Source organism: Streptomyces spinoverrucosus (assembly GCF_015712165.1).
Classification (GTDB): Bacteria; Actinomycetota; Actinomycetes; order Streptomycetales; family Streptomycetaceae; genus Streptomyces; species Streptomyces spinoverrucosus_A.
This window is the reverse complement of record NZ_JADPZX010000002.1, coordinates 462,853-481,607: the sequence shown is the minus strand read 5'-3', so window position 1 is coordinate 481,607 and position 18,755 is coordinate 462,853. Positions and strand designations below refer to the sequence as shown.

General features: G+C 71.9%; 22 protein-coding genes, 1 pseudogene and 1 riboswitch. Of the genes and pseudogenes, 13 read left to right on the top strand and 10 right to left on the bottom strand.

The window, feature by feature from the left end:
• Positions 1-424 precede the first annotated feature (424 nt).
• The 3 genes from I2W78_RS37505 to I2W78_RS37495 form a co-directional block, all read right to left on the bottom strand.
• Positions 425-898: a C40 family peptidase gene (locus I2W78_RS37505; protein ID WP_196465198.1), complete on the bottom strand. Its 474-nt coding sequence runs from the start codon at positions 896-898 to the stop codon at positions 425-427.
• Between the two features lie 3 nt (positions 899-901).
• Positions 902-1,091: riboswitch (cyclic di-AMP (ydaO/yuaA leader) on the bottom strand.
• Positions 1,092-1,453: 362 nt separating this feature from the next.
• The gene (locus I2W78_RS37500; protein ID WP_196465197.1) at positions 1,454-1,762 is read right to left on the bottom strand and encodes a hypothetical protein; all 309 of its coding nucleotides are present in this window, start codon (positions 1,760-1,762) and stop codon (positions 1,454-1,456) included.
• Between the two features lie 8 nt (positions 1,763-1,770).
• The gene (locus tag I2W78_RS37495) at positions 1,771-2,406 is read right to left on the bottom strand and encodes an ATP-dependent Clp protease proteolytic subunit (protein ID WP_196465196.1); all 636 of its coding nucleotides are present in this window, start codon (positions 2,404-2,406) and stop codon (positions 1,771-1,773) included.
• An 88-nt stretch (positions 2,407-2,494) separates the two neighbouring features.
• Here I2W78_RS37495 and I2W78_RS37490 point away from each other — a divergent pair, with 88 nt between their 5' ends.
• The gene (locus I2W78_RS37490; protein WP_196465195.1) at positions 2,495-2,782 is read left to right on the top strand and encodes a type II toxin-antitoxin system Phd/YefM family antitoxin; all 288 of its coding nucleotides are present in this window, start codon (positions 2,495-2,497) and stop codon (positions 2,780-2,782) included.
• A gap of 108 nt (positions 2,783-2,890) precedes the next feature.
• Here the strand turns inward: I2W78_RS37490 and I2W78_RS37485 are convergent.
• Positions 2,891-3,897: pseudogene (locus I2W78_RS37485) on the bottom strand (ABC transporter permease).
• Positions 3,898-4,014: 117 nt separating this feature from the next.
• Between I2W78_RS37485 and I2W78_RS37480 the strand changes: the two are divergent.
• The 7 genes from I2W78_RS37480 to I2W78_RS37450 all read left to right on the top strand — a co-directional run bounded on the left by I2W78_RS37480 (position 4,015) and on the right by I2W78_RS37450 (position 11,134).
• Positions 4,015-4,662: a TetR/AcrR family transcriptional regulator gene (locus tag I2W78_RS37480; protein WP_196465194.1), complete on the top strand. Its 648-nt coding sequence runs from the start codon at positions 4,015-4,017 to the stop codon at positions 4,660-4,662.
• 111 nt (positions 4,663-4,773) lie between these two features.
• Complete coding sequence (locus I2W78_RS37475; RefSeq protein WP_196465193.1) at positions 4,774-5,076, top strand: urease subunit gamma; 303 nt, start codon at positions 4,774-4,776, stop codon at positions 5,074-5,076.
• Positions 5,077-5,086: 10 nt separating this feature from the next.
• On the top strand, positions 5,087-7,111 hold the full coding sequence (locus I2W78_RS37470; RefSeq protein ID WP_196465192.1) for an urease subunit alpha: 2,025 nt from the start codon (positions 5,087-5,089) through the stop codon (positions 7,109-7,111).
• Positions 7,112-7,120: 9 nt separating this feature from the next.
• Entirely contained in the window at positions 7,121-7,795 is a 675-nt protein-coding gene (locus I2W78_RS37465) for an urease accessory protein UreF (RefSeq protein WP_196465191.1), read from the top strand.
• A gap of 166 nt (positions 7,796-7,961) precedes the next feature.
• The gene (gene ureG / locus I2W78_RS37460; protein WP_196465190.1) at positions 7,962-8,639 is read left to right on the top strand and encodes an urease accessory protein UreG; all 678 of its coding nucleotides are present in this window, start codon (positions 7,962-7,964) and stop codon (positions 8,637-8,639) included.
• The gene (locus I2W78_RS37455; RefSeq protein ID WP_196465189.1) at positions 8,636-9,400 is read left to right on the top strand and encodes an urease accessory protein UreD; all 765 of its coding nucleotides are present in this window, start codon (positions 8,636-8,638) and stop codon (positions 9,398-9,400) included. The genes ureG and I2W78_RS37455 overlap by 4 nt, the downstream gene beginning before the upstream one ends.
• A 129-nt stretch (positions 9,401-9,529) precedes the next feature.
• Positions 9,530-11,134, top strand: coding sequence for an alpha/beta hydrolase (locus tag I2W78_RS37450; protein WP_196465188.1), 1,605 nt, complete (start codon positions 9,530-9,532; stop codon positions 11,132-11,134).
• A 72-nt stretch (positions 11,135-11,206) separates the two neighbouring features.
• On the opposite strand, the gene I2W78_RS37445 is transcribed toward I2W78_RS37450, so the two are convergent.
• From I2W78_RS37445 to I2W78_RS37435, 3 genes are all read right to left on the bottom strand, one after another.
• Positions 11,207-11,932 (bottom strand): lysophospholipid acyltransferase family protein, encoded by a 726-nt coding sequence (locus I2W78_RS37445; protein ID WP_196465187.1) that lies wholly within the window; start codon positions 11,930-11,932, stop codon positions 11,207-11,209.
• A 141-nt stretch (positions 11,933-12,073) separates the two neighbouring features.
• Positions 12,074-12,535: a hypothetical protein gene (locus I2W78_RS37440; protein ID WP_196465186.1), complete on the bottom strand. Its 462-nt coding sequence runs from the start codon at positions 12,533-12,535 to the stop codon at positions 12,074-12,076.
• Complete coding sequence (locus tag I2W78_RS37435; protein WP_230886998.1) at positions 12,513-13,268, bottom strand: ATP-binding protein; 756 nt, start codon at positions 13,266-13,268, stop codon at positions 12,513-12,515. The genes I2W78_RS37440 and I2W78_RS37435 overlap by 23 nt, the downstream gene beginning before the upstream one ends.
• A gap of 278 nt (positions 13,269-13,546) precedes the next feature.
• Between I2W78_RS37435 and I2W78_RS37430 the strand changes: the two genes are divergently transcribed.
• The 3 genes from I2W78_RS37430 (at position 13,547) to I2W78_RS37420 (ending at position 15,559) form a co-directional block, all read left to right on the top strand.
• Complete coding sequence (locus I2W78_RS37430) at positions 13,547-14,422, top strand: helix-turn-helix domain-containing protein (protein ID WP_196465185.1); 876 nt, start codon at positions 13,547-13,549, stop codon at positions 14,420-14,422.
• A gap of 25 nt (positions 14,423-14,447) precedes the next feature.
• Positions 14,448-14,660 carry a DUF397 domain-containing protein gene (locus tag I2W78_RS37425; RefSeq protein ID WP_180687759.1) on the top strand — a complete coding sequence of 71 codons (213 nt, stop codon included), beginning with the start codon at positions 14,448-14,450 and terminating at the stop codon, positions 14,658-14,660.
• Positions 14,661-14,743: 83 nt separating this feature from the next.
• Positions 14,744-15,559 carry an SAM-dependent methyltransferase gene (locus I2W78_RS37420; RefSeq protein ID WP_196465184.1) on the top strand — a complete coding sequence of 272 codons (816 nt, stop codon included), beginning with the start codon at positions 14,744-14,746 and terminating at the stop codon, positions 15,557-15,559.
• Positions 15,560-15,625: 66 nt separating this feature from the next.
• Here I2W78_RS37420 and I2W78_RS37415 read toward each other — a convergent pair whose 3' ends face one another.
• Both I2W78_RS37415 and I2W78_RS37410 read right to left on the bottom strand, forming a co-directional pair.
• Positions 15,626-16,063: an SRPBCC family protein gene (locus I2W78_RS37415; protein WP_196465183.1), complete on the bottom strand. Its 438-nt coding sequence runs from the start codon at positions 16,061-16,063 to the stop codon at positions 15,626-15,628.
• Positions 16,060-16,392, bottom strand: a complete 333-nt coding sequence (locus I2W78_RS37410; RefSeq protein WP_196465182.1) for an ArsR/SmtB family transcription factor — start codon at positions 16,390-16,392, stop codon at positions 16,060-16,062. Before I2W78_RS37410 ends, I2W78_RS37415 begins: the two co-directional genes overlap by 4 nt.
• A 101-nt stretch (positions 16,393-16,493) precedes the next feature.
• On the opposite strand from I2W78_RS37410, the gene I2W78_RS37405 reads away from it, so the two are divergent.
• Together I2W78_RS37405 and I2W78_RS37400 are read left to right on the top strand one after the other, a co-directional pair.
• Positions 16,494-17,048, top strand: coding sequence for a TIGR03086 family metal-binding protein (locus I2W78_RS37405; protein WP_196465181.1), 555 nt, complete (start codon positions 16,494-16,496; stop codon positions 17,046-17,048).
• Between the two features lie 29 nt (positions 17,049-17,077).
• Positions 17,078-17,521: an SRPBCC family protein gene (locus tag I2W78_RS37400; RefSeq protein ID WP_196465180.1), complete on the top strand. Its 444-nt coding sequence runs from the start codon at positions 17,078-17,080 to the stop codon at positions 17,519-17,521.
• Between the two features lie 3 nt (positions 17,522-17,524).
• On the opposite strand, the gene I2W78_RS37395 is transcribed toward I2W78_RS37400, so the two are convergent.
• Positions 17,525-18,754 (bottom strand): PP2C family protein-serine/threonine phosphatase, encoded by a 1,230-nt coding sequence (locus I2W78_RS37395; protein WP_196465179.1) that lies wholly within the window; start codon positions 18,752-18,754, stop codon positions 17,525-17,527.
• Position 18,755: the final 1 nt, after the last annotated feature.

The following is an 18,755-nucleotide window of genomic DNA, read 5'->3' as shown; positions in this document are numbered from 1 at the left end:
GTCGTCGGACCCGGGCGGGCCGCGCGTTGCCGGGCGTCGTATCGGGCGTGGGCCTCGCACTCGGGCTGAGCGCCGCAGGGCGCGGGCGAGGCGTGGTGTGGGTGCGTCGTCCTAGCCCTGGCGGGGCGCGGCTGGGCGTCGCGGGGGACGTGTTGGCGTCGTGCTCAGGCCGGGCGTGGGCGAACGTGTCGGGGAGCCGGGCGTGGGGGCGTCCGTCGCGGTGGGCGGTGCCGTGATCGTCCAGGGCGGGTCGCCCGCGGGCCGCGTGCGCATCCCGACGAGCCCGGTCGCCATACGCCCCGGCGCGACCGCCACCGGCGCGACGCCCACGCCCCAGAGGGCGTCGCGTGGCAGCCAAGCCGGCTGAGGACGTGTCACGGGCGGGCGGTGGTGGCCCCTCGGGTGCCGCCACCGCCCCCGAGGGTCACTTGACCCGGCCGTACCAGACGCTCTTCGTCCAGATCTTCTGCAGCCGCACCACGTCCCCGGTCTTCGGGGCGTGCCAGATCTTCCCCTTCCCGGCGTAGATCCCGACGTGGTACACGTTCGACCCCGAGTGGAAGAACACGAGGTCACCGGCCTTGCGGCTCTTGGCCGAGATGTGGCGGGTCTTGTTGTACTGCTGGGCGGCCGTACGCGGCAGCTTCTTGCCCGCCTTCTTGTACGAGTACAGCGTCAGCCCGGAGCAGTCGAACCTGCGCGGCCCGGTGGCGCCCCACCTGTACGGGGAGCCCTTCTTCGACGCGGCGACCTGGAGCGCCTTCGTCGCCGGCGTGGCGGCCTCGGCCTCCGAGGCGAAGCCCGGAGCCACGACGGAGCCGCCCACCGCGACGAGGGTGAGGGCCGAGGCCGTACCGGCCCGGGCCATGAGCGACGGGACACGATTGAGCGCGGTCATGCGCAACCCTTCGTCAGCCGCCTGTGAAGGATGACCTGTCGGATTCGGGCTGGCGAAGTTGCCCGGCCGCTGGTAGGCGGCTTCACCCCAAGGGACGCTCGGAAATTGCGCTCCGGCGACCCGTCGTGCTTGGGTCCTCCACTCCTGCCGATCCACTCCTGTCGACCGGTCATCCGGGCGGCGGCAGGACTCGGCGTCCGCCCGGACCGCCCCGCCGCGGTGGCGGGGGCTTGTCGTCAGTCAGGGATCTTGACTCACAGAAGTCGGAAAATCCCAACGCAATCCGGGATTTGTGGCGTTACTCACCACTCACCCGTTCGGGTGGACAGCCTGGTGTGCGAACCGGTGTCAAGGGTGCCACGCCACCTCGGACCAGCGGCGGAACGTCCCAGTCCGCCCCGAAGCAGCCTCCGTTGCGCAACCGCAAGGGCCCCGAAAAGGGAGGTGAGGATCCTCCGGACGGGGGTAGCCCTTTTGGTCGGTTTCGACTCCGGCCCGGGCGTCCCGTCGCGTCGCCCTGCGGCCCGGGTCACCGGCGGGTGTGCCGACCGTGCCTCAACTGTCGGAGCGCGGCGGAACGGTGACGCGCGCCGTGCGGCGTTCACCGTCCAGCACGCGCAGCGCCCGCGTGAGGGTTCGGGCGTGGAGTTCCGTCTCGCCCCGCTGGTGCATCAGCGCGAGCGCGTCGCGCAGTTCGGCTGCCTTGCGCACCAGCGCCTGGGCGGCGCGCAGTCCACGATAGGTGTCTCCGTCGTACGCCGGGTTGATACGCCCGAGTAGGTCGGCCACCTCCAGGTAACGGTCGATCAACTCGCCCTCGGCGCGGGTGAGGGCGGGCAGCGGCGGCAGCTCCGGTGGCAGCATCCCGCAGCTCACCTCGCACCCGGTGCGGGGCGGGTGGCCTTGCGGCTGGGGATGATCCGGTCGATCAGGCCGTACTCCAGGGCCTCCTGGGCGGTGAGGACCTTGTCCCGCTCGATGTCCGCGCCGACCTGGGCCTGCGTGCGCCCGGTGTGCCGTACGAGCATCTCCTCCAACCGGGTGCGCACCCGCGCCAACTCCTCCGCCTGGATGGCGAGATCACTGGCCTGCCCCTCGATGGGTTCGGGCAGCGCCGGCTGACTGATCACCACCCGGGCGCCGGGCAGCGCGAATCGCTTGCCCGGAGTGCCGGCGCCGAGCAGTACGGCGGCGGTCGATCCGGCCTGCCCGAGGCAGATCGTCTCCACGTCGCAGCTGACGTACCGGATCGTGTCGTACACCGCGGACATCGCGCTGAACGAGCCGCCGGGGGAGTTGATGTACAGCGAGATGTCCCGGTCGGGGGCCTGGTACTCCAGATGCATGAACTGTGCCATCACGTCGTTCACCGACGTGTCGTCGATCGGCGTCCCGAGAAAGACGATCCGCTCCTGAAGCAGCTTCGAGTACGGATCCATCGTCGTGTGTCCGGAACTCGTGCGTTCGGTGAACTCGGGCAGCACGTGACGAGCGGACGGTCGGGTCATGGCGAACCCCTCCTCGCGGCGGTGACCGGCTCCGGGGCGGAGCCTCTGTAAAAAATGTACAGGATGTACGTGACGTTAGAATGGGGTCATGGCCTACGAGATTCCGGTGACGCAAGCCAGGGCAGAGCTCGCCGAACTGATCAACCGGGTGGTGTACGGCGGTGAGCGCGTCGTCGTGACGCGGCACGGCAAACCTCTGGTCGCCCTCGTCTCCGCCGCTGATCTCGAACGGCTCGACGCGCTGGGGGAGGTCCAGGAGTTCGGCGAGGAGCAGGTGATCAGCTCCCTCTCCACCGTCCGCGAGGCCGCGTCCCCGCCCCGCGAGCGGCAGCGGTTCGGCATCGCGGCGGAGCATCGCGGGCCCAAACCCTCGTAGACCGTCGGGCCCAAACCCTTGTAGACCGCCGGCCCAAGCCCTCGTAGAACGCGCAGAAGCCGTGCGCCCCGTCCGCGCGGGCGGGGCGCACGGCCTGTTCGTGGTCAGTCAGCCGGCCAGTGCGGGCTTCCGGTCGCCCGCGGCTTCGTCGTCGCGCTCCGTACGGGGCTTCAGCGCGCCGCCCAGCAGCACCGCCCCCAGGCCCAGCGCGGCCCACCAGGTCAGGGTCAGCGCCGGGCCCAGTGCCGCCGCGCCGTCGAAGTACGACACCGAGCGCAGCAGCGTGGTCCCCGCGCCCGGCGGCAGCCACTGGCCGATCGCCCCGGCCGGCTCGGGCAGCATCTGCGGCGCCGACCCCGCGCCCGAGAAGGGGTTGCCGAGCAGCATCAGCACGCCCGCGACGATGCCGATCCCGGCCCTGCCCAGGAGCGCGGCGAGGCCGGCGACCGTGCTGCTCACCGCCAGGGTGGACAGCCCGAGGACGGCGGCCTCCGCCCACCAGTCGCCGGTGAGGACCTCCAGCCAGCTGTGCGCGATCGCGGCCACGGTGACACCCACCAGCGCCGAGGCGCCCACCAGCGCGGTCACCGCCCGGATGCCGCGCAGTCCGATCAGGAAGACCGCCGCGCCCGCCGCGATCCCGCCCAGCGAAAGCGGCAGCACGCTCGCGGTGAGGGCGGCGCCCCGAGGGTCGTTCTCGGGGCGGCCACGACGTCCACCGTGCGCGGCTGGGCACCCCCGGCGGACGCCGCCTGTTGCAGCAGTTGCGCGACCATCGGGCTCGCGGCCGAAGCGGTCAGCAGCTCGGGGCCCCGCGCGGTGACGACGACCGCGCCGTACACCGTCCGGTCCTTGACGGCCTCCCGGGCGGCGTCCCCGTCGGCGTACCGATGGATCTCGAACGCGCCCTTGTGCCGCGCCAGCTGCTGCTCGACCTGCGCCGTGGCGGTGGCCGGGCCCGCGACGCCGAGCGGCAGGTCGCGCGGCGCGGTGCGGGCGGCGGGCCAGGCGAAGGCCCACAGTGCCAGCGCCGCGAGGAGCGGGACGAGGACGACGATCGCGATCACGCGACGGGGGTCGGGGCGGCTGGAATGTATGCCGGGTGGCGTTGACATGGGTCCCCCTCGGGTGGAGAAAGCAAAAAGAAGGATCGTTCGTTTTGCGTTACGGCCACCACCGTGCGCCTGCCTTCCGCCCTTGTCAAGAAGGAATGTTCGTTCTACATTCGCGGTATGGCTCGCGTATCCCAGGAACACCTCGACGCCCGCCGCCGGCAGATCCTCGACGGCGCCGCCGTCTGCTTCGCCCGCAACGGGTTCCATGCCGCGTCCATGCAGGACGTGCTGAAGGAGGTGGACCTCTCCGCGGGCGCCGTCTACCGCTACTTCAGCGGCAAGGAGGAGCTGATCGCCGCCATCGTCGGCGAGGTGCTCGGATCGGTCCGCGAGGCCTTCGAGCAGGCGGCAGAGCAGAGCCCGCCCCCGCCGGCGGACGAACTCGTTGTCGCGGTCCTCGGCCGGACGCTCGCCGCCCGGGAGAACCTGACCGTCGACGGGCGGCCCGCCTTTCCGCGGCTCGTCATCCAGGTGTGGGCGGAGACGCTGCGCAACGAGGAACTGGCGGCCGTCCTGCGCGACGGGTACGTCTCGGTACGCGCGGCCTGGTCCCGGATCGTCGAGGGCTACCAGGACGCCGGGATGATGCGCCCGGACGTCGCCCCCGACCACGTGGCCCGCACGATGATCTCCGCCGTGATGGGCTTCCTCGCACAGCAGTCCCTCTTCGGGCCCATCCCCGTCGGGGTACTCCGCGACGGTCTGCGGGCGTTGATGAGCATGCGGGACGAGCGCTCCGCGGCTGATGGATCACAGCTTGGTTAACTTGCTTGAAACTCGTGCCAACTAGCCTGCCCCTCCACGCCACCAGGGACTTTGCCGGTGGCCGCGGCAACCGGGCCCCGCACGGCCCGGAGCGAGGATGTGAGGTGGGACGTGCAACTGACCCCGCACGAGCAGGAGAGGCTGCTGATCCACGTGGCGGCCGACGTGGCCGAGAAGCGCCGCGCCCGCGGGCTGAAACTGAACCACCCCGAGGCCGTCGCCCTCATCACCTCGCACCTCCTCGAAGGCGCGCGGGACGGCCGTAGCGTCGCCGAACTCATGGCCTCCGGACGCAAGCTGCTCACCCGGGACGACGTCATGGAGGGCATCCCCGAGATGATCCACGACGTCCAGGTCGAGGCGACCTTCCCGGACGGCACCAAGCTCGTCACCGTCCACGACCCGATCGTGTGAGGGGGACTCGATGATCCCCGGAGAGATCCTGTTCGCCGACGGCCCGATTGCCTACAACGAGGGCCGCGAGGTCACCCGCCTCACCGTGCTCAACGCAGCCGACCGGCCCGTCCAGGTCGGCTCCCACTACCACTTCGCCGAGGCCAACCCCGGCCTGGAGTTCGACCGGGCCGCCGCGCGCGGCAAGCGGCTCAACATCGCCGCAGGTACGGCCGTGCGCTTCGAGCCCGGTATCCCCGTCGACGTCGAACTCGTCCGATCGCCGGCGCCCGTGTGGTGCCCGGACTGCGCGGGGAGACCGGAGGTGCCCTCGATGCCTGAGATCTCGCGCGCCGCGTACGCCGACCTGTTCGGGCCGACGACCGGCGACCGCATCCGGCTCGCCGACACCGATCTGCTGATCGAGATCGAGGAGGACCGCAGCGGCGGGCCCCGACTCGCCGGTGACGAGGCGGTGTTCGGCGGCGGCAAGGTCATCCGCGAGTCCATGGGGCAGGCGCGTGCCACGCGCGCGCAGGGCACGCCCGACACCGTCATCACCGGCGCGGTGATCGTCGACCACTGGGGCGTCGTCAAGGCCGACGTCGGGATCCGCGACGGCCGGATCACCGGGATCGGCAAGGCGGGCAACCCGGACACCATGGACGGAGTGCATCCGGAGCTGGTCGTCGGACCGGAGACCGAGGTCATCGCGGGCAACGGGCGGATCCTGACTGCCGGGGCCATCGACGCCCACGTCCACTTCATCTGCCCGCAGATCGCCGACGAGGCGCTGGCCGCGGGCATCACGACCCTCGTCGGCGGCGGCACCGGACCGGCCGAGGGCTCCAAGGCGACCACCGTCACTCCCGGACCCTGGCATCTGGCCCGGATGCTTGAGGCGATGGAGCAGTACCCGCTCAACATCGGCTTCCTCGGCAAGGGAAACACCGTCTCCCACGAGGCGATGCTGTCCCAGATCCGCGGCGGCGCCCTCGGCCTGAAGCTGCACGAGGACTGGGGCTCCACCCCGGCCGTCATCGACGCCTCGCTGACCGTCGCCGAGCAGACCGGCATCCAGGTCGCCATCCACACGGACACGCTGAACGAGGCCGGTTTCGTGGGGGACACGCTCGCGGCGATCGGCGGGCGCGGCATCCACGCGTACCACACCGAGGGCGCGGGCGGCGGGCACGCGCCGGACATCATGACCGTCGTCTCCGAGTCGCACGTGCTGCCGAGTTCGACGAATCCGACGCGGCCTTTCACCGTCAACACCGCCGAGGAACACCTCGACATGCTGATGGTGTGCCACCACCTCAATCCGGCGGTGCCGGAGGATCTGGCCTTCGCCGAGTCGCGCATCCGGCCGTCCACGATCGGCGCGGAGGACATACTGCACGACCTGGGCGCGATCTCGATCATCTCGTCGGACTCGCAGGCCATGGGCCGGGTCGGCGAGGTCGTCATGCGGACCTGGCAGACCGCGCATGTGATGAAGCGGCGGCGCGGGGCGCTGCCCGGTGACGGGCAGGCGGACAACCGCCGGGTACGTCGCTATGTCGCCAAGTACACGATCAACCCGGCGCTGGCCCAGGGGCTCGCGCGTGAGGTCGGGTCCGTGGAGACCGGGAAGCTGGCGGATCTGGTGCTGTGGGATCCCGCCTTCTTCGGCGTCAAGCCGCAACTCGTACTCAAGGGCGGGCAGATCGCGTACGCGCAGATGGGCGACGCCAACGCGTCCATTCCGACGCCGCAGCCGATCCTGCCCCGGCCGATGTACGGGGCGATCGGGCGGGCGCCGGGGTCCAACTCGTTCAACTTCGTGGCGCCGCTCGCCGTCGAGGACGGGCTGCCGGAGCGGCTGGGGCTCGGGAAGCGGTTCGTCGCCATCGAGTCGACGCGCGGGGTGACCAAGGCGGACATGCGCGAGAACGACGCCCGGCCCGATGTGCGCATCGACCCCGACAGCTTCGCCGTGCACATCGACGGGGAGCTCGTCGAGGCGACTCCGGCCGCCGAACTGCCCATGGCCCAGCGCTACTTCCTCTTCTGAGGTGCTGTGATGTCACGAGCGGCGCTTCTCGTCCTGGCCGACGGCCGGTTTCCCGCCGGAGGGCACGCGCACTCCGGCGGGGCCGAGGCCGCGGTGAAGGCGGGGCGGGTCACGGACGCGGCGAGCCTGGAGGACTTCTGCCGGGGCCGGTTGCACACGGCGGGTCTGGTGTCGGCCGCCCTCGCCGCGGCGGCGGCGCTCGGCGTCGATCCTGGGGAGCTGGACGCGGCGGCCGATGCGCGGACGCCGTCTCCGGCGCTGCGGCTCGCGGCGCGCAGGCTGGGGCGGCAGTTGCTGCGGGCCGCGCGGGCCACCTGGCCGTCGGCTGAACTGGACGACGTGGCACGGGAGTTCCCCAAGGGGGCGCATCAGCCGGTGGTGCTCGGGGTCGTGGCGCGTGCGGCGGGGCTGGGGGCTGCCGATGCCGCTTACTGTGCGGCGTACGAGAGTGTGAGTGGGCCGGCCAGTGCGACGGTGCGGTTGCTGAGTCTGGATCCGTTCGACGCGACGGGGGTGCTGGCGCGGCTGGCGTCGGAGGTGGATCGGGTCGCGGATCGGGCGGTGGAGGTGGCGCGGGCGGTTGTCGACGAGGGGGTTGACGCTTTGCCCGCGGCTTCTGGGCCCTTGCTGGAGATCGGGGCGGAGGTGCATGCCGGGTGGGGGGTGCGGTTGTTCGCGTCCTGAGTCTTTCTCGCCCCCGCCACCCCTACCCTTCCCGTCCTCCAGGGGCTCCGCCCCTTCGACCCCGCCAGGGGGCGCTGCCCCCTGGACCCCCGATCGGCCTGGACGGCCTCGTCCTCAAACGCCGGACGGGCTGTATGGCCCCGCCCGCTTCAAAGGAGCCCTTGCGATGCACCTTGACCATTCCCACCGCGACACCCCCGCCGTCAGCGCCTGCGCCCACCGTCCCGACGGTCGGCGTCGGGCTTTGCGGGTGGGGCTCGGGGGGCCCGTGGGGTCCGGGAAGACCGCCACCGTCGCCGCGCTCTGCCGGGTCCTGCGCGACGAGCTGTCGCTGGCCGTCGTCACCAACGACATCTACACGCGCGAGGACGCCGAGTTCCTGTTGCGGGAGGCCGTGCTGCCGCCGGAGCGGATCACCGCCGTGGAGACCGGGGCCTGCCCGCACACCGCGATCCGGGACGACATCTCCGCCAACCTCGAAGCGGTCGAGGACCTGGAGGACGAGGTCGGGCCGCTGGACCTGATCCTGGTCGAGTCCGGCGGGGACAACCTCACCGCCACCTTCTCCAAGGGCCTCGTCGACGCGCAGATCTTCGTCATCGACGTGGCCGGCGGAGACGACATCCCGCGCAAGGGCGGACCCGGCGTCACCACCGCCGACCTGCTCGTCGTCAACAAGACCGACCTCGCCCCGTACGTCGGCTCCGACCTCGCCCGGATGGCCGCCGACGCCAAGGCCCAGCGGGCCGAACTGCCCGTCGTCTTCCAGTCGCTGCGCGGCGAGAGCGGCGTGCGGGACGTGGCCGACTGGGTGCGTGCGCAGCTCGCCGCGTGGACGGCATGAGCGCGACGACCACCGGGGTACGCGCCACCGCCCGCATCCTCGCCCGCCCCGACGGACGTGGCGCCACGGCCCTGCCCGTCCTGGCGGGGGAGGGCCCGCTGGCGCCGCGCCGGACGCGCGGGAGCGCCGACGAGGCCCGGGTGATGCTGGTCGGCGCGATGAGCGGCCCCCTCGGCGGCGACCACTTCACGGTCGAGGCCGGGGTGGAGGACGGGGCCCGGCTGCACCTCGGATCGGCCGCCGCCACCCTCGCGCTGCCCGGCCAGGCGAAGGGCGAGGCCCGCTACGACGTCCGTCTCACCGTGGCCGACGGCGGCGAACTGCACTGGCTGCCCGAGCAGTTGATCGCCGCGTACGGCAGCGAGCTGCGGGTGCACACCCGGGCCGACCTCGGACCGACCGCGCGTCTCGTCCTGCGCGAGGAGCAGGTGCTCGGCCGGGCCGGTGAGGAACCGGGGCGGCTCACCAGCCGTCTGTCCGTACGGATCGCCGGACGGACCGTCCTCGACCAGGAACTGTCCTGCGGCCCGGGCGCGCCGGGCGGCTGGGACGGTCCCGCCGGGCTCGGCGGCCACCGTGCCGTCGGTCAACTGGTCGTAGTGCGCCCGGAGTTCGCGGAGCGGCCGGTGCCGGCGCGAGTACTCGGGGAAGGTGCCGCGGTCATGCCGCTGGCCGGGCCCGCGGCGCTGGTGACCGTTGTCGCGCGGGACGCGCTGCGCCTGCGGCGGCTGCTGGACGAGGCGTTGGCCTCGTTCGCGTAACGATCCGTTCACCGAACTTGCCTCTCCGGTTATCGGATTGGCAAAGAAGGCCGACCGCCCCTGTTCTCAGCGACCTCACAGCGGACAGGATCACCCGTACTCATCAAAACGGTGTACGGGAGGCCCCACTTGAGGGACATCAGACCGAAGAGGCGGACGGCGGCGGTCGGTTCGGCCGGACTGCTCGTCGCGGCGACCCTGATAGCCGGCGCGGTGGCCGCGCCCACCGCCAGCGCGAGCCCCGACCAGGCCCGCCACGGTCAGGACCGCGAGGCCTGGGGCGTCGAGGTCGCCGCGGCCCGCGCCGCCCAGGCCGGGATCGACTGGCAGGACTGCCCCGCCGACTGGGGGCTGGAGAAGCCGATCCAGTGCGGCTGGGTCTCCGTGCCGCTCGACTACGCCAAGCCCTACGGCAAGCAGATCAAGCTCGCCGTCGACCGCATCGGCAACACCGGCACCGAGGACGAGCGCCTCGGTGCCCTCGTCTACAACCCGGGTGGCCCCGGCGGCTCCGGGCTGCGCTTCCCGCGCCGGGTCACCACCAACAACGCGGTCTGGGCGAAGGTGGCCAAGGCCTACGACTTCGTGGGCTTCGACCCGCGAGGCGTCGGCAAGTCGGCGCCCATCTCCTGCGTCGACCCGCAGGAGTTCGTCAAGGCGCCCAAGCTGGACCCGGTGCCCGACTCCGAGGCCGACAAGCGCGCCCAGCGGAAGCTGGCCCGCGAGTACGCCGAGGGCTGCTACGAGCGCAGCGGCGAGATGCTGCCCCACATGACGACGCCGAACACCGCACGCGACCTGGACGTCATCCGCGCCGCGCTCGGCGAGAAGCAGCTCAACTTCCTCGGCGTCTCCTACGGCACCTACCTCGGCGCGGTCTACGGCACCCTCTTCCCTGGCCACGTCCGCCGGATGGTCGTCGACAGCGTCGTCAACCCGTCGCGGGAGAAGATCTGGTACCAGGCCAACCTGGACCAGGACGTCGCCTTCGAGACCCGCTGGCAGGACTGGCAGGACTGGGTCGCCAAGAACGACGCCACCTTCCACCTGGGCGGCACCCGCGCCGAGGTCCAGGACAAGTGGCTTCAGCTGCGGGCCACCGCGAAGAAGAACCCCATCGGCGGCGTGGTCGGTCCGGCGGAGCTGATCGGCTTCTTCCAGAGCGCCCCGTACTACGACTCCTCGTGGGTGCCGGTCGCCACCGTGTTCAGCAAGTACGTCGCCGGTGACACCCAGGCCCTCGTCGACGCGGCCGCCCCCGACCTGTCCGACACCGCGGGCAACGCCTCCGCCGAGAACGGCAACGCCGTCTACACCGCCGTCGAGTGCGCCGACGCCAAGTGGCCCACCAGCTGGCGGAAGTGGGACCGCGACAACACCCGGCTGCACCGCGACCACCCGTTCATGACGTGGGCCAACGCCTGGCTGAACCTGCCGTGCGCCACCTGGCCCGTCAAGCAGAACACCCCGCTGGACGTGAGGACCGGCAAGGGGCTGCCACCGGTGCTGATCGTCCAGGCCGAGCGGGACGCTGCGACGCCGTACGAGGGAGCCGTTGAGCTGCACAAGCGGTTCAAGGGCTCGCGGCTCATCACCGAGAAGGACGCCGGGTCGCACGGTGTGACCGGGCTGGTCAACTCCTGCGTCAACGACCGGGTGGACGCCTATCTGCTCCAGGGCGAGCTCGACTCCAAGGACGTGACCTGCGCCCCGCACGCCACGCCCAAGCCGTAACCGGCGCTCATACGGTTCCAGGGGCGGCCGGCGCATCAGCCGGCCGCCCTTCTCCATTCGGCGTCGCAGAGGTCAGCTGAGCGGCATCCGGCGGAACCGGCGCTCCCGCTGGTCCGCCTTCGGCGCCGTCTCCGCCTTCACGACGGCCGCGTACTGGTCGACGTACTCCTGCTCGGACAGCGTCAGGATGGCGTACATGATCTCGTCGGTGATGGCGCGCAGGACGGCCTTCTCGTTCTCCATGCCGGCGTAGCGGGAGAAGTCGAGGGGTTCGCCGAAGCGGATGACCACGGGGTGGATACGCGGGACGACCTTGCCCGGCGGCTGGGCCTCGAAGGTGCCGATCATCGCGCACGGGACGACCGGGACCCCGGCCTTGAGGGCCATCACCGCGACACCGACCTTGCCCTTGTAGAGGCGGCCGTCGTGCGAGCGGGTGCCCTCCGGGTAGATGCCGAGCAGTTCGCCCTTGCGCAGCACCCCGAGACCCTCGCGGATCGCGGCCTGGCCGGCGTCCTTTCCGGAGCGGTCGACCGGGATCTGCCCGGCGCTGCGGAAGAAGGCGGCCGTCAGCCGGCCCTTGATCCCGGGGCCGGTGAAGTACTCGGCCTTCGCGAGGAAGGTGATCCGGCGCTTGAGGATCGCCGGCATCAGGAAATGGTCCGAGAACGACAGATGGTTGCCCGCGACGATCGCCGCGCCCGAGGACGGCACGTGCTCCAGGCCCTCGATCCGAGGTCGGAAGACCAGTCTGAGCAGCGGCCCGAGAAGGACGTATTTGAGCAGGTAGTAGAACAACGGGTGGCTCCTCACTCCGTCGGTTCGGCGCACCGCGGCGTTCTCGCAGGTCAACCAGCACGTCGTGAGGTGTCAGTGTAGGCGCGGGCGGGATGGGGGGAAACCGGTACGACCCGAGGGAGTGGGCCGTCCCGGGGCGGTTCAGCCGGTGGCGCCGAGCGACCAGCGCGGGCTGCTGCCGGTGAGCCGGCACGTGAGGAAGTACAGCGGTATCGGCGGGGTGTACGGCGAGCCGTCCACGGGGGCGTGGATCAGGCGCGGATGGGTCGTGCCCGGTTTCGGGCGGGTGGCGGTCCAGGACGGGTCGCGCATCCCGGAACCGATCGCGTACGCGGTGCTCGGCGGCCAGGTGATGCCGATGTGGGAGCCGGACGGGACGATCCACCACCAGTGCCGGTCGTCGGCGAAGACACAGCCGACGCGGGGGAGGGAGTCACGGATGCTCTCGCCGTGTTCCCGAGGGGTGCCCACGGCGTCGTGTCCGAGGGGCGTGAGGAGCTGTGGGGGGATCGGGAGCCGGGGGTGGTCGCGCCGGACGGGCGTGGGGTGGAGCGTCGCCGTGCGGCGGGGCGGGTGCGGGTCAGGGCTGTGCGGTCGGAGCATGGGGGACGGATCCTTCGGCCGAGTGGGGGACGGGCCGGGCGGGGGGTGCGGCGGGGGCGGGTCGGTGGTGGGGCGTCGTCAGGTCGGCCCAGACGACGCGTCCGGAGCGGTTCGGGGCGGGCCGCACTCCCCAGTCGTCGCAGACGGCCTCGACCAGGAGGAGCCCGCGGCCGTTCTGGTCGTCGGGGCAGGCCTGCCGGGACACCGGGAGGGTGGGTCCGAGGTTCTGGTCCTCGACCTCGATGCGCAGCCGGTCCCCGGTGCTGTGCAGCCGGCACACGATCCGCTCGCTGCCCGAGTGGGTGACCGCGTTGGTGACGAGCTCGGAGGTCACGAGGACGGCGTTGTCGAGGTCGTCGGGGCGGGTGTGCCACGAGGTCAGCGTCTCGCGCACGGTGCGGCGGGCGGCGGCCACCGACTCCGGGGCCGCCGGCAGGACGAACGTGTGGGCCCGGTGGGCGGGCTGGTCCCCGGAGGCGAGCCGGTCGAGGCCTCTCGGCCCAGGGAGTCGACCGGTGAACTCGCCCCCGGGTGACTGGGGGGAGCGCGTCGCCTTCGACGGCGCCCGGAGCGTGTGCTCCGAGCCGGGCAGTCGGCCGAAGGGATCGGCGCCGGACAGGCGGAGGGCCTGTCGTGCGGTGGGCAGGCGGTCGGGGAGTTCGTTCCCGGGCAGTCGGTCCAGCGGGTGGGGGAGGGAGGGCGGAGCCATCGCCGTACGCCTTTCGTCTGCCATGTGCGTCCTATGACAACCCGCGTCTGAGAACGGCGAGTTGCGGCCCGGTCTCCCCCAACTGGACCGGTCCGTCCCGGCGTTCGTCGGGCCGGGGACAGTGAGTCCACTGTGGCACCCGCCGACAACCCCTCGCAAGCGGCAAGTTGAAATTTGCACTTGGCCAAGTGCATGCTGCTCCAGCCGGAAAATGATCGAATGGCACTCTGAAACTGACCGCGTGAGACGGTGGCCGTGGATGAGACGGTGGCCCCGGAGCTGACGGCGTGAGGGGGTGGGGCGTGACCGCGGAAACCGACTGGGGCGGCGCCCCCTCCGTGCTGCGCATGATCCTCGGCAGACAGCTGGAGGAGCTGCGCACCCGGGCCGGACTGACGTACGAGCAGGCGGGCGCGGCCATCGGTGTCAGTCACTCCACGATCCGCCGGATGGAGGCCGCCAAGGTGGCCCGGCTCCGGCTCCCGGACGCCGAGAAACTGCTCCAGATCTACGGCGTGACGGACCAGCAGGAGATCGACACGTTCCTGAAGTCGGTCCGGGAGGCCAACAAGCGCGGCTGGTGGCACACCTACCGTGACGTCCTGCCGGACTGGTTCGCCGCGTATCTGAGTCTGGAGCAGGCGGCGTTGCAGATCCGCGCCTACGAGAACCAGTTCGTGCACGGCCTGCTGCAGACGGAGCGCTACGCCCGGGCCCTGCTCGGCGCCGGCAATCCGCACGCCGCTGCCGAGGCGACCGAGCGTCGGGTGGCGCTGCGGATGCGGCGCCAGGAACTGCTCACCCGTGCGGCGCCGCCGCGGCTGTGGGTCGTGATGGACGAGACCGTGCTGCGCTGGCCGGTCGGCGGCGCGGACGTGATGCGCGCGCAGGTCGACCATCTGATCGAGGTGAACCGGCTGCCGCATGTGACCCTGCAGATCATGCGGTTCGCGAACGGGCCGCACCCGGCGATGCGGGCGGGCGCGTTCCACCTCTTCCGGTTCCGGGCGCGCGAACTGCCCGACATCGTCTATCTCAACGGCCTGGTGGGCGCCGTCTACCTGGACAAGAGCGACGACGTCGTGGTGTATCGCGAGGCCCTGGACCGGCTGGGCGCCCAGGCGGCGCCCGCCGGCAAGACCGAGGCCCACCTCGGCGCGATTCGCAAGGAGCTCTGACGTGCACCACCCCATACGCAACGGCATGCCGGCCCCCGAACTGGGCGCACGCGGCTGGTCCAAGCCGTGGAGCGACGACGCCGGAGGCGCCTGCGTGGAGGTACTGAAACTCGACGACGGGCGGGTCGCCGTCCGCCAGTCGACCGACCCCGAGGGGCCGGCCCTGGTCTTCACGCCCCTGGAGGTGTCGAGCTTCCTCACGGGCGTGAAGGCGGGTGAGGCCGACTTCCTGCTCTGACCTGCGGTCAACCACCTTGCTCTTGCTGAGCGTTCCCCACAGACCTTCCCCACAGACCCCCGACCCGAATGGGAGACACGGCGTTGCCTGACAACGGATGGCCGGCCGAGCGCATCGACACCGAGAACGCGCACTCGGCGCGGATCTACGACTACATCCTGGGCGGCAAGGACTACTACCCCGCGGACAAGGAGGCGGGCGACGCCATGTCCGGGGAGTGGCCCGCCCTGCCCATCCACATGCGGGCCAACCGCGACTGGATGAACCGCGCCGTGCGCCGGCTCGCCGAGGAGGCGGGCGTGCGCCAGTTCCTCGACATCGGCACCGGCATCCCCACCTCGCCCAACCTTCACGAGATCGCCCAGGCGGTGGCGCCCGAGTCGCGCGTCGTCTACGTCGACAACGACCCCATCGTCCTCACCCTCTCCCAGGGCCTGCTGGCCAGCACCCCCGAGGGCCGTACCTCGTACATCGAGGCCGACTTCCGCGACCCCGGCAGCATCCTGGACGCCCCCGAACTGCGCGAGACCCTGGACCTCACGCAGCCGGTGGCGCTCACCGTGATCGCGATCGTCCACTTCATCCTCGACGAGGACGACGCCGTCGGCATCGTCCGCCGCCTGCTGGAGCCCCTGCCCTCGGGAAGCTATCTGGCGATGTCCATCGGCACCGCCGAGTTCGCGCCGGAGGAGGTGGGCCGCGTCGCCCGCGAGTACGCCGCCCGCAACATGCCGATGCGACTGCGCACCATCGACGAGGCCCACGAGTTCTTCGACGGTCTGGAACTCGTCGAACCCGGCATCGTCCAGGTCCACAAGTGGCACCCGGACGGCACGGGCGAGCAGGGGATCCGGGACGAGGACATCGCCATGTACGGGGCGGTGGCGCGCAAGCCGTAAGCCCTAACGCGTGCGGGGCCGGGGCCGGCGTACGGCCCCGGCCCGGTCATGGGGTGGCTCCCGGGCTCACGCCCAGTCGTCGCGCCCCGGATCGCCGCCCGTCGCGACGACGGCCAGCCGGTCGGTGTAGTGCGTCCAGCCCTCCTCGTGGGCGGCGGACGCCTCGGGCGAGGGCAGGCCGCTGTGGACCAGGCGGAGCAGGGTGCCCTCGGGCACCGGTTCCAGGGTGATCTCGACCGTCGTCGAGCCCGGCGGAATCGGCATCCCGCCCTCGGCCCAGCCCCAGGTGAAGACCAGCCGCTTGGGCGGGTCGATCTCGACGAAGCGGCCCTCGGCGACGTTCTCGCCGGTGACGTTGGTGCGGTAGGCACCGCCGGGCTCGAACGTGAACTCGCCGTCCTTGCCCATCCAGGCCAGCCACTTGTCCCGGTCGGTGAAGAAGGAGAACACCGTTTCCGGCCGGGCGGCGATGCGCCGCTCCACGGTGACCACGTTCGCGTTCACGATCCCTGCCCTTCGTCCTGCCGCGAACGCTCGGCCGCCGCTGCGGCTTCGGCCAGCCCGGCCAACGTGTCGAGTTTCGCGGCCCACATCGACTGCAGATAGTCGGCCAGCGGGCCCAGGGCCTCGCGGTCCGCCCGGTAGAAGCGTTTCCTGCCGTCCTGGCGCAGCGTAACCAGGCCGGAGTCCCGCAGCACCTTGAGGTGCTGGGAGACGGCCCCGAAGGTGACGTCGAACCGCTCGGCGATCTCACCCGCGGACAGCTCCGCGTCCCACACCAGCCGCAGAATCTCCCGCCGCCGGGGCTCGGCGACCGCCCGTACCGCATCCATGCCCGTCATTTTAGTCGCCGCTACAGTTTGCGCTTCGCGGCGGGTTCATTTTAGTGTCGACTAAAGCAACGTGGGTCACTCAGACAAAGGAGACAGAACCCATGAACACCATCCCCCCCGCCATCCGGGAGTGCGCCTACGCCGTCGTCGCCCTGACCTCCGGCGTCCGTGCCGAGCAGCTGGCCGACCGCACGCCGTGCGAGAAGTTCACCGTCGCGGAGCTGCTCGACCACCTCGGCGGCACCCTGCTGTCCTCCGCGCGGGCGGCGCGCAAGGAGCCGCAGGAGGACGTCGGCCCTTCGGCGATGTCGCCGGCCGCCGTGGCCGAGGCGGCCGAGCTGGCCGCGTCCGCCTGGGCCGAACCGGCGGCGTACGAAGGCAGCACGCACTTCGGGCCCGGTGAGATGCCCGCCGCCCTCGCCGCGTCGGTCACGCTGGAGGAACTCGCCCTGCACGGCTGGGACCTGGCGCGCGCCACCGGCCGGCCGTTCACCCTCGGGGCCGGTACGGGGCAGGCCGTGCTCGGCGTGGTCGAGCAGATCGCCGAGCAGGCCCGGACCAACGGGGGCTACGGCCCGGCCGTGCCCGTGCCGGCCGACGCCCCCGCTCTGCACCGCGCGCTCGGTGCCAGTGGCCGGGATCCTGAGTGGAGCTGACCGTCCGCCGAGACACCCCGGAGACCGGCATGACCATCGACGTGACGGCGGAGCGCGTCATCGGGCTGCCGCCCGAGCGTGTCGCCGGGTACGCCATGGACTGGCGTCACGACCACGAGTGGACGCAGGGCATCCGTACGGCGGAGCTGACCCGAGAGGCGGACACGGGCGGCTTCGGCGTCGGCGCCGAGGTGACGCGTACGGCCCGTTTCCTCGGGCGGCGGATCGACTACGTCCTGCGCGTCGCGGCGTACGACCCGCCGCGGCTGCTGGACATGGTGTCCGTCGCGGGGCCGCTGCCCATGCACGTCACCTACTCCTTCGACCCGCACCCCGACGGCACGCTGGCCCGGATCCGGGTGCGGGGCGACGCCGGAGGCTTCTACCGAATGGCCGCGCCCGTCATGGCCCGGCAGGTGCGTTCGTCGATCGGCAAGGACCTGCGCGACCTGGCGCGCAGACTGGGAACCTGACCGTCAGAGCCGCACGATGACCAGCGCCGTGTCGTCGGTCGCGCCGCCCGGCGGGAGGAGTTCCAGCAGGACGGCGTCCGCCAGCTCCTCGGGATCCGCGTCCCGGTGCCGGACGAGGGATTCGGCGAGGCGGGTCAGGCCCTTGTCGATGTCCTCGTGCCGGCGTTCGACCAGCCCGTCGGTGTACAGCGCGAGGGTGGCGCCGGAGGTGAACGTGGTGTCGGCCTGCGGGCGGGGCCGCGGGTCGGGGCGGGCGTCCAGCGGCGGATCGGTGGCCCGGTCGAGGAACTCCGGGCGCCCGTCGGGGTGCACCAGCACCGGTGGCAGATGACCCGCGCTGCTGTAGGTGATGGTCAGCCGGTCGCAGTCGATGAACGTCGTCACGGCCGTGGCCGACTCGGCACCGTCGACGACATGGGCGTACCGCCCCAGCACGTCGAGCGCCTGGGCCGGTCCCTCCGCCACCCGGGAGGCCGCGCTCAGCGCGCTGCGCAGCTGGCCCATCACGCCCGCGGCGGCCAGACCGTGCCCGACCACGTCGCCGACCGAGACGCCGATCCGGTTGCCGCCCACCAGGTCGACCATGTCGTACCAGTCCCCGCACACGTGCAGCGTGCCGACCGCCGGCCGATAGCGCACGGCCGCCCGTTGGTGGCCCGCCTGCCGGCGGGCGGGCAGCATCGCCTTCTGGAGCGCCAGCGCCACCTCGCGTTCCCGGGCGTGCGCCAGACGCAGCCGCTCGTTGAGCTCCTGCAGTTCGCGGGCGCGGGAGTACAGCTCGGCCTCCAGCACCCGGGCCCTGCTCCCGCCGCGGTCGCCGCGCGCCTGGACCAGCTCGGTGACCTCCTGGACCCGGCTCACCAGCAGCGCGACCTTCCCGTCCGGGCCGAAGACCGGCGCGTTGACGGGGCTCCAGTACCGCTCCTCCCACTGCCCGGGCCGGTCGGGGCACTCCAGGTCGTACCGCTGCATGGCCATGGCGTCCCGTTCGGCGCCGGCCAGCACCCGGCACAGCGAGGCCTTCAGATTGCGCACGCCGGTCGCGCCGGGGTCGTTGGGGTTGTCCGGGAAGACGTCGAACAGATGGCGGCCGACGAGATCCTCCCGGCGGCGCCCGGTCATGCGCAGGAACTCCTCGCTGGCGTCCGCGTACACCAGCTCGGGCGTGAACAGCGCGACCATGCCCGGCAGGGCCTGGAACACCGCCTCGTAGTCGATCGCCGCATCCTTCATG

Bases quoted from the DNA above. Each gene is read 5' to 3' on its own strand.
- I2W78_RS37505 (WP_196465198.1), bottom strand. From the start codon at position 898: ATGACCGCGCTCAATCGTGTCCCGTCGCTCATGGCCCGGGCCGGTACG.
- I2W78_RS37500 (WP_196465197.1), bottom strand. From the start codon at position 1,762: ATGCTGCCACCGGAGCTGCCGCCGCTGCCCGCCCTCACCCGCGCCGAG.
- I2W78_RS37495 (WP_196465196.1), bottom strand. From the start codon at position 2,406: ATGACCCGACCGTCCGCTCGTCACGTGCTGCCCGAGTTCACCGAACGC.
- I2W78_RS37490 (WP_196465195.1), top strand. From the start codon at position 2,495: ATGGCCTACGAGATTCCGGTGACGCAAGCCAGGGCAGAGCTCGCCGAA.
- I2W78_RS37480 (WP_196465194.1), top strand. From the start codon at position 4,015: ATGGCTCGCGTATCCCAGGAACACCTCGACGCCCGCCGCCGGCAGATC.
- I2W78_RS37470 (WP_196465192.1), top strand. From the start codon at position 5,087: ATGATCCCCGGAGAGATCCTGTTCGCCGACGGCCCGATTGCCTACAAC.
- I2W78_RS37465 (WP_196465191.1), top strand. From the start codon at position 7,121: ATGTCACGAGCGGCGCTTCTCGTCCTGGCCGACGGCCGGTTTCCCGCC.
- ureG (WP_196465190.1), top strand. From the start codon at position 7,962: ATGCACCTTGACCATTCCCACCGCGACACCCCCGCCGTCAGCGCCTGC.
- I2W78_RS37455 (WP_196465189.1), top strand. From the start codon at position 8,636: ATGAGCGCGACGACCACCGGGGTACGCGCCACCGCCCGCATCCTCGCC.
- I2W78_RS37440 (WP_196465186.1), bottom strand. From the start codon at position 12,535: ATGCTCCGACCGCACAGCCCTGACCCGCACCCGCCCCGCCGCACGGCG.
- I2W78_RS37435 (WP_230886998.1), bottom strand. From the start codon at position 13,268: ATGGCAGACGAAAGGCGTACGGCGATGGCTCCGCCCTCCCTCCCCCAC.
- I2W78_RS37425 (WP_180687759.1), top strand. From the start codon at position 14,448: ATGCCGGCCCCCGAACTGGGCGCACGCGGCTGGTCCAAGCCGTGGAGC.
- I2W78_RS37410 (WP_196465182.1), bottom strand. From the start codon at position 16,392: ATGGATGCGGTACGGGCGGTCGCCGAGCCCCGGCGGCGGGAGATTCTG.
- I2W78_RS37405 (WP_196465181.1), top strand. From the start codon at position 16,494: ATGAACACCATCCCCCCCGCCATCCGGGAGTGCGCCTACGCCGTCGTC.
- I2W78_RS37400 (WP_196465180.1), top strand. From the start codon at position 17,078: ATGACCATCGACGTGACGGCGGAGCGCGTCATCGGGCTGCCGCCCGAG.
- I2W78_RS37395 (WP_196465179.1), bottom strand. From the start codon at position 18,754: ATGAAGGATGCGGCGATCGACTACGAGGCGGTGTTCCAGGCCCTGCCG.